The sequence below is a fragment of the Pseudoalteromonas rubra genome (assembly GCF_000967655.1).
In the GTDB taxonomy this organism is placed as follows: domain Bacteria; phylum Pseudomonadota; class Gammaproteobacteria; order Enterobacterales; family Alteromonadaceae; genus Pseudoalteromonas; species Pseudoalteromonas rubra_A.
This window is the reverse complement of record NZ_JXYA01000097.1, coordinates 1-7,757: the sequence shown is the minus strand read 5'-3', so window position 1 is coordinate 7,757 and position 7,757 is coordinate 1. Positions and strand designations below refer to the sequence as shown.

Below are 7,757 nucleotides of genomic sequence, written 5' to 3'. Positions count from 1 at the left end.
TAACCACTTTTCTATTTTCAGGTCAAAATCGGCACTGGCGGGTCCACTCAGGGTGAGGCCAATCGTGCCGCCGCCGTACTGAAACCAGCTGCCGTTCGGCTCAATGGCACTTTGCTTGTCACTCAGTGTGCCTGTATAGGTGTCTGGATCGGGTTGAGTCGCAGAGTCGAGGGTGAAAGATATAGTTTGTGCCGGGTCGGAAATATCACTGATCCTGAGCCCGGAATCACTGCCGTTCCACCACAGCGCATTAGTACCACGAGAGGTTTGTGCATTGGGCAGAGCCTGAGTGAACTCCCCCGCCACATCAAAGAGATCGCTGCCATCACCACGATTACGCTTGTACTCCGGGTCACGGTTGCCATCACCGTGTTCCATCTGAATGTACGGATACCACTCATTCGAGTTAGTGCCCCGGCTGTCGACATGCCAGATGGCCAACCCCTGATCAAGCTGCTCAGAGTTTTGACCCGACTTATGAATGGCTTCGATATAAAATGCTTCATTGCTGTTTGCCGGATTGGTCCATTTATAAGAGGTGCCGCTGTCCGACGTATGACTTAAACGCCCCGAGGGCGCATTGGCATTAATTGCCGGGTTCAGCTCAGTCACTGTGTCCCAGCCAGCAATAGCTCTGAAGTGTGCAACGGGCGGTGTCGGCTTGTAACGATTGGTTGTACCTATGGCTCCGTAACCCATTACGCCAAAGCTGGCCACTGAGCCCTCGGAGCTGCCATCGTAGTCATAAAGATCTGGCCAGTTTGTGATCAAATGGCCCGACTCGTGGACAAAAGTACCAATGGCCAGGCTGGCGCGCATATCGGTGATCTGATAGCGGTCGGTACATACGCCATCGGCGCAAAAACGCGGGCTGAGTCTTGCCATGTGTGGCCACAACCCTTTTGACCAGGCACTGTCTGAATTGCCGGCATAAAAGATATTCAGCCCCCGGATCTGTTTACTGCTGTTGGTGGTCAGCTGAGAAAAATCAAACCCTTGCTGATACTCCAGCCATTGCAGCGCCTCATTGATCAGCTCCTGCGAGCGAACCGTAGAGCTGAGGCTGGAGTCGGCATAATAGGCCTTGTTCTTTTTTGCCGTGTAATACTGGGTCACTGTGTTGGTGTAGTCGAGCTTATTGCCCGATACCGAGCGAAAATAGCCCCGTACCGACTGCGCATTACCAAACTCGTTGTAATTTAAATCGTTCAGAAAGCGCTCAACCTGCGCTTTGGTAATGGTGCCTCGCTCATCGGGAAAATCGATAATAATCGTCAGGCCTTTTACCTGACCACTGATCTCTTCCTGGCTCCGGGTGTTAACCATCGAGGTGTATAACCCACCCTGGTCGCCCAACATCTGTGCGCGCTTTTTCTCAACCTGCGCCGCTTTGGCCAAATCCGTCAGCCCGGCCTGAGGCTTGCCGACTGTGCTTGCCCGCAGCGTGCCTTGGCTGCCAACCAGTTGTCCGGTAGACACCAATTCCCGACCATCCGCGCTTACCTGCGCGTATGCCATGCCTTTAAGCGTCTCATCGTAAATGACCAGGCGACCATCCGCCGTTCTTTGCTCAGCGTAATAGTCGTTACCTTGCAAAAAGAGTGTGATTGTCTTGCCGTTGGGTTGGGTAAACTCGTAGCTGGTGTTGTTATAAGGGATAGCGGCCTTGGCAAGCGTTGCAACGCTCAACGCCCCAATGGCCAACAAAGAATGTAGTGTTTGCATATTTAAGTTCCTTTACATGTTGGTATGCCTTTTTCATATCAACAGAGATATGAAAACAGGAACTTAATTATTAACCCTATATTTACAACTTATCAAATTTAAATTTTTGTGATCACTTATCTGCGTAAGCCCACTGCTACTTGTTAATGCCATTGTGCACCGTATTGCCAAGGTCAGCTAAAGGCAACTGATTGCGGCCCTGAGCACACCAGCGCGGCAGTAAAATACGGCCTCTGCCAGTTTGAGTAAGCTGCGCAGGTTTTGGGTGGCTTACTTTGGCCTTTGACCAGGCGGCCGTGATCGCCGTATTGTTGAGCAACTGCACGTACATATCCACAGATGGGGTCAGCTGTGAGCCAATCAAAGCCGGCATGGATGCGATTAACTTTGTTTGTACCTCGGGTTGTAAAGCCTTGGCTTCAACTACCGCGTCGAAGACAGCCAGTTGCCACTGATAAAAGTCATTAAACACGGTTTGCCCGCTGGCGTTTATCTGAGTTGCCACAGAAGACTTAAAACGCACAAAACCGCCCCAGTCACGCAAATGGATTTGTGTATTGAGCAGGTTCAAGCCAGTACCGGCGGCATGACCAAATTGCTCTGTCTCTGAATGGAATAAAAACGCCCGGATATACATCAGCTGAGCATTGCGATAACTGTTATTGTCGAAGTACAGGTTGCCCAGGTTATTCTTGATGTTTGCGATTATTTCCCTGTCATCAGAGAGCATCATGGCTTCTTTAAGGATCCCGGTTGCTTTTTTATGCTTGCCAGTAAACCGATAGACCACCGCCAGGTTGTTGGCAATCCGTGCATACTGCTTCTCATCAGCCACATAATTCAGCGCACACTCATTCAATTGCTCGGCATAGTCGTAGTCATGCATATGACGATGGTAAATCGCCACAGAGCCTATCACATGAACGTGTTCGCCCTGCAAGTACGCCTGCCATTTATCCTGATTGAGTTGCGCTACGATGTGCGTTACCACGGTATGATCATGTGCTCTGACGCCCGACTCAAGTCCGGCCAGGTACACTTGCAACAAGCCTTTGCTGGGCTCTGCAGGCAATCGGCCCTGAGCCTGATGAAACACCAACGCTGCCTGAGCCGGATTTTTATCATTCAGCTCCTTTAACTGGTTTAGTGTTTTGAATAGCTCCGCAGGAGTGAACGCGACGGTGGCAAAAAACAACAGGCTTGTGAGCATAAGTCGGTAACACCTAATTACAATGTGGTTAAGCATGGTACAGATACAATTAATATACCAGATAACTAGGCTCCCCAAACTGGCCATTATTGATACAACCAGGTCAAAAAACCGCCCAAAACACATACAAATAAAACACATTTGTTAATGAAAGTACCCACGCCCATTTTTGACTACTTGAGACATGAAAAAGGAAGTTGCTTATTTTATTGGCAAAAAATGAGCAAAAACTGAAAATATAAATATTTTTATATGAAATATCTCATTTTCCTGTTTACATTTGGAAAACACTGCGATAGCATGAAGTCGTTCCTTAGGGCATGGCTAATCACACGAGTCATTCCAAATGAACTCCCGAGAAGTAGAGCTTACCAACAAGGATGTTGGTTTATTGGGTATTTCCTGGCACAGTTTTGTTGCTATTGGAGGTTGGGCAGGACATTTCCTGCCCTTTTTTTTGCCTTCTGCCTGGAGCCATTAACTTGCCAACCCGGCTTATTTTTGGGTAAATTTGGCAAAAACAGCACAGCGACTACCATGGCACTCAGACAACCGCATTCCGTACTCGTCGTTATCTATAATACCCATAACGAATTTTTGCTTTTGCAACGCGCCGATGATCCTGATTTTTGGCAATCTGTAACTGGGGGAATTGACCCCGGAGAATCCCCCATCCAGACAGCATACCGCGAGTTATTAGAAGAAACCGGCATTGATGCCCAAGCCCTGGGGCTGAGTATCACAGACCATCAAAAGTGTAATCAGTACACCATCAGAGAGCAATGGCAGCACAGGTATGTGGCAGGTGCCAGCGTTAATACTGAGTATGTGTTCAGTGTTTGCGTACCAAAAGGATGTGAGGTGCGCCTTGCACCGGGGGAGCACCTGGCTTATCGCTGGCTTACTCAGCAACAAGCGGCCGAGCAAGCCTGGTCAAGCAGTAACCGCCAGGAGATTTTGTCTATTGAGCTGGCTTAAATAACAGTGTCTGCCAGGTGACGGATGCTCTGCCCTGGGCATCTTCTTCCGGTTCAGTTACCTCCAGGCAGGTTAAATCCGCTTTGTGCGCGATATCCAGCAGATAATCCACGGTGCAATTGACCATTCCGCGGACCTCTAACGCTTCTTCATCGCTACAGTGGCGCAGCTTTACTACCAACAGTGCATCCGGATTCATAAGGTTGCGCAAAGTGAGCATGGCCTGCTGGCCCGAGCTCGACTGCAAATAATTGAATACAGAGCTCACTAAAATCACATCAAAACCATGATGCTCCTTTTGCACCTTATAAAGGCAAGGCAGCTCGTCCTGATACCAGCTGATCGGCATATCGCGGGTATAGGCCTGCCCCAGACGATTTAACGAGCACACGGGCTCCACAGCAACCACTTGCGCCTGCTCTGCCTGCTCGGCAAAAAACCTGGCGTCTCTGCCTGCCCCGGCACCAATGTCCAAAAACTTTAAACCCGCTTGTTCCATCAAAGGGGTAACAAATTTTAGCCATGAAGCATGTAGCAGCTCAAAGCGGTAAGACTGGTAAAGTTTAGCCAGTTGTAATGCATTGTCTTCGTAATATTGCATAGGCATAGTTGCTACGCTCCAACCAATTTCATGTGTTCCTGTTACGCGACCATCATAGACAATAATCAAGGCACAATTATGACAGTTTGGTTAAACATGCCTGAGATTCAGTCACGATTAACACTTTGATTTAGCGTTAAAAGCGTATACATTGGTTGCCATGCTGTGGATCCATAATGGATCGATTATGGTCAATACGAACCGCGTGCCCCTTTACTGGAAGCTTAGGTTTCGAACATCTGAAAACATGCCGGGAACTGTTCCTAAATGCATGCCAACGGTTGACGTCAGTGATCCATTACACAAGGAGTTTTTATGTCACTCAATGCTTTACACACCCCCTGTCTGTTGCTGGATAAAAAAAAGCTGCTGACTAATATTGGGCGGCTAAATACGCACCTGGCACAGTTTGATGTCAGGTTACGGCCACACCTGAAAACCCTCAAATCGGTAGACGCAGCCAGATATATGCTGGAAGACACATCGGCCCCATGCACTGTGTCTACCCTTGAGGAAGTCAAACAGTTCGCTCAGGCCGGATTTACAGACATTACCTATGCAGTGGGGATCAGTGAGCACAAACTCCCGGAGATCCTGGATATCCAGAATCAGGGCGTTACGCTACATATTCTGCTCGACAGTTTCGAGCAAGCGCAGTTTGTCCATGCTTTTTGTCAGGATAATGGCTGCAAGCTTAGCTGCCTGATTGAAATAGACTGTGACGGAAAACGTGCCGGTATTGCGCCAGAAGATCCGCAGCTCATTGCCGTTGGCAAAATTCTGGCCTCCAATGGGTTATACTCAGGATTGCTGACACATGCCGGTGGCTCGTATGACTGCAACAGCCTGGATGAGATCCGTGCTATAGCACAACAAGAGCAAAATGCAGTCCGCGATGCGGCGAGCCGGTTAAGCGCGCAACAAATCGACAGTGCCATTATCAGTGTTGGCTCGACCCCCACAGCAATGCTCGGAGATGGCTTTGAGCAAATCACCGAAGTGCGCGCTGGTGTCTACGCCAGTATGGATCTGGTGATGGCCGGTCTGGGCGTATGCCGCTCACAAGACATTGCACTGAGCGTGCTGACCCGGGTGATTGGCCATAACCGCGAGAAAAACTGGCTGATCCTCGATGCCGGCTGGATGGCGCTGTCTCGCGATACCGGCATTGCCTCACTTCAGTATGGTTATGGTCTGGTATGTGACGAAGCCGGCCACGTTATCCCCGAGCTGTGCGTAAACAGTGTTAATCAGGAGCACGGCATTGTGGCCCTGCCCGAGGGCCTGGACCTCAGTCATTTTGCCATTGGCACCTTACTGCGCATATTGCCCAATCACGCCTGTGCCACCGCCGCGCAACATGCAGGCTATCAGGTGATTTCGAATGATGAAATGGACTACTGGCCACGTTTTGGCGGCTGGTAATGGTCCACATTCAGCATTGTTGCTATAGTACAGACACGGAAATAAAGAAGGAATAAACATGGACCCTATCACGCTCATTCTCGACTACCTCCTCACCGTTGAGGCCTTTTTACTGATTTTTATCATCTTTGTGCTCAAAGGCAGCATTAAATTTGTGCCGCAAAACCGCGCCTGGATCATAGAGAGGTTTGGTAAATACCAGTCAACCAAAGAAGCTGGTTTGAACTTTATTGTGCCTTTTATCGATCAGGTGTCTGCCGATCGCAGCCTTAAAGAGCAAGCCGTCGATGTGCCCTCTCAGTCGGCCATCACCCGCGACAACATCTCTTTAATTGTGGACGGCGTGCTGTACTTTAGGGTGCTGGACCCCTACAAAGCGACCTATGGCGTTGACGATTACATCTTCGCGGTTACTCAGCTGGCGCAAACCACCATGCGTAGTGAGCTGGGCAAAATGGAGCTGGATAAAACCTTTGAAGAGCGCGATATGCTCAATACCAATATTGTCTCTGCCATCAATGCCGCATCCGACCCCTGGGGCATTCAGGTGCTCAGATATGAGATCAAAGACATAGTGCCACCCAACTCAGTAATGGAAGCCATGGAAGCGCAAATGAAGGCAGAGCGGGTTAAGCGTGCGCAGATCCTGGAATCGGAAGGTGACAGGCAAGCCGCTATCAACGTGGCCGAGGGTAAAAAACAAGCCCAGGTACTGGCCGCAGAGGCAGAAAAAGCCGAGCAAATCCTAAAAGCAGAAGGTGAAGCAAAAGCCATTATCGCTGTTGCGGAAGCGCAAGCAGATGCACTGAGAAAAGTTGGTGAAGCCGCCAACACCGAAGAAGGCCAAAAAGCCATTCAGCTCGACCTGGCCAGCAAAGCCATTGTTGCCAAAGAGGCGATTGCCCGCGAGTCATCCGTGGTCTTGTTGCCTGAAAGCGGCACAGATCCCAGCTCTTTGGTGGCACAAGGCATGTCAATCATCAACAGCCTGAATAAAAAGCAGAAGGAGCAGCCGTGAGCCTGTTTGTTGAACACCTGAGCCAGATCCTGATTGTACTCGGGCTGCTGGCTTTAATCATAGAAGTCGCCGTACTGGGCTTTGCCACCTTTGTGCTGTTTTTCCTCGGCCTGTCACTGGTCCTGAGTGGCCTAATGATGTCGGTGGGCTTACTGGACGCCACCCTGATGAATGCGCTGTGGGTCAATGCGGTATTAACCGCCGCTCTGGCAGCTGTACTTTGGCAACCGCTCAAGCGTATGCAGGCTAAAACGCAAAGCACAGAAGTAAACAGCGACTTTGCCGACATCACCTTGGTACTCAGCGACGACCTTAACGAGCAAAGCCAGCTCACCCATGCCTACTCCGGGATCACCTGGCAGCTAAAAAGCGAAACACCTATTGCAAAAGGCACCACAGTCAAAGTAGTCAAGAAAAGTGTTGGGGTGCTGTGGGTGGCAGCACTCGGTGACGAGTGACAGAAACACCTTTTCGCAGCGCAAGGCAGTTAGGTCAGGGAAGACCGTTCAACCTGCTACAGGCAATATTTCACTCTGTGTTTGTATAGCTTAGTTCAAAGTCTGTTTTGTTGATTCATCCATCAAAGTACTAAGAGTTGTTTTCGCCAGAGTCGCCGTCCAGGGCCTGTTTTACAATTTTTCTTTCCCAACAAAATACCAAAGCTCGCTTACGGCGTCCTGCCTCCAGTGTTCAAATCATGCAAAAAGCGGTGCTTTTAAAACGCATCATTGTCACTCATCGAGCCTGAAAAAGCGGTGCTTTTTCCGGGCCAATCTCAGCCTCTAAAGTCGGGTAACTTT

General features: G+C 49.7%; 7 protein-coding genes. 4 read left to right on the top strand and 3 right to left on the bottom strand.

Features of this window, described 5'->3' with window-relative positions:
* Positions 1-1,725: M6 family metalloprotease domain-containing protein (locus tag TW77_RS23585; RefSeq protein WP_046007421.1), on the bottom strand; the 1,725-nt coding region annotated here is incomplete at its 3' end.
* A 136-nt stretch (positions 1,726-1,861) separates the two neighbouring features.
* The gene (locus TW77_RS23580) at positions 1,862-2,935 is read right to left on the bottom strand and encodes a tetratricopeptide repeat protein (protein ID WP_046007420.1); all 1,074 of its coding nucleotides are present in this window, start codon (positions 2,933-2,935) and stop codon (positions 1,862-1,864) included.
* A gap of 537 nt (positions 2,936-3,472) precedes the next feature.
* Between TW77_RS23580 and nudB the strand changes: the two genes are divergently transcribed.
* Positions 3,473-3,913 (top strand): dihydroneopterin triphosphate diphosphatase, encoded by a 441-nt coding sequence (nudB, locus tag TW77_RS23575; protein WP_046007422.1) that lies wholly within the window; start codon positions 3,473-3,475, stop codon positions 3,911-3,913.
* On the opposite strand, the gene TW77_RS23570 is transcribed toward nudB, so the two are convergent.
* Complete coding sequence (locus TW77_RS23570; protein WP_046007419.1) at positions 3,897-4,520, bottom strand: class I SAM-dependent methyltransferase; 624 nt, start codon at positions 4,518-4,520, stop codon at positions 3,897-3,899. The two genes, nudB and TW77_RS23570, sit on opposite strands and share 17 nt — an antisense overlap.
* A gap of 309 nt (positions 4,521-4,829) precedes the next feature.
* Between TW77_RS23570 and TW77_RS23565 the strand changes: the two genes are divergently transcribed.
* The 3 genes from TW77_RS23565 to TW77_RS23555 are packed head-to-tail and all read left to right on the top strand — an operon-like array spanning position 4,830 to position 7,415.
* Positions 4,830-5,939, top strand: a complete 1,110-nt coding sequence (locus tag TW77_RS23565) for an alanine racemase (protein WP_046007418.1) — start codon at positions 4,830-4,832, stop codon at positions 5,937-5,939.
* A gap of 58 nt (positions 5,940-5,997) precedes the next feature.
* Positions 5,998-6,957, top strand: coding sequence for a slipin family protein (locus TW77_RS23560; protein WP_046007417.1), 960 nt, complete (start codon positions 5,998-6,000; stop codon positions 6,955-6,957).
* Positions 6,954-7,415 (top strand): NfeD family protein, encoded by a 462-nt coding sequence (locus TW77_RS23555; protein ID WP_046007416.1) that lies wholly within the window; start codon positions 6,954-6,956, stop codon positions 7,413-7,415. The genes TW77_RS23560 and TW77_RS23555 overlap by 4 nt, the downstream gene beginning before the upstream one ends.
* The last annotated feature ends 342 nt before the right edge of the window (positions 7,416-7,757 follow it).

Excerpts from the sequence above, each read along its gene's own strand:
- TW77_RS23570 (WP_046007419.1), bottom strand. The coding sequence starts at position 4,520 with ATGCCTATGCAATATTACGAAGACAATGCATTACAACTGGCTAAACTT.
- TW77_RS23560 (WP_046007417.1), top strand. The coding sequence starts at position 5,998 with ATGGACCCTATCACGCTCATTCTCGACTACCTCCTCACCGTTGAGGCC.
- TW77_RS23565 (WP_046007418.1), top strand. The coding sequence starts at position 4,830 with ATGTCACTCAATGCTTTACACACCCCCTGTCTGTTGCTGGATAAAAAA.
- nudB (WP_046007422.1), top strand. The coding sequence starts at position 3,473 with ATGGCACTCAGACAACCGCATTCCGTACTCGTCGTTATCTATAATACC.
- TW77_RS23580 (WP_046007420.1), bottom strand. The coding sequence starts at position 2,935 with ATGCTCACAAGCCTGTTGTTTTTTGCCACCGTCGCGTTCACTCCTGCG.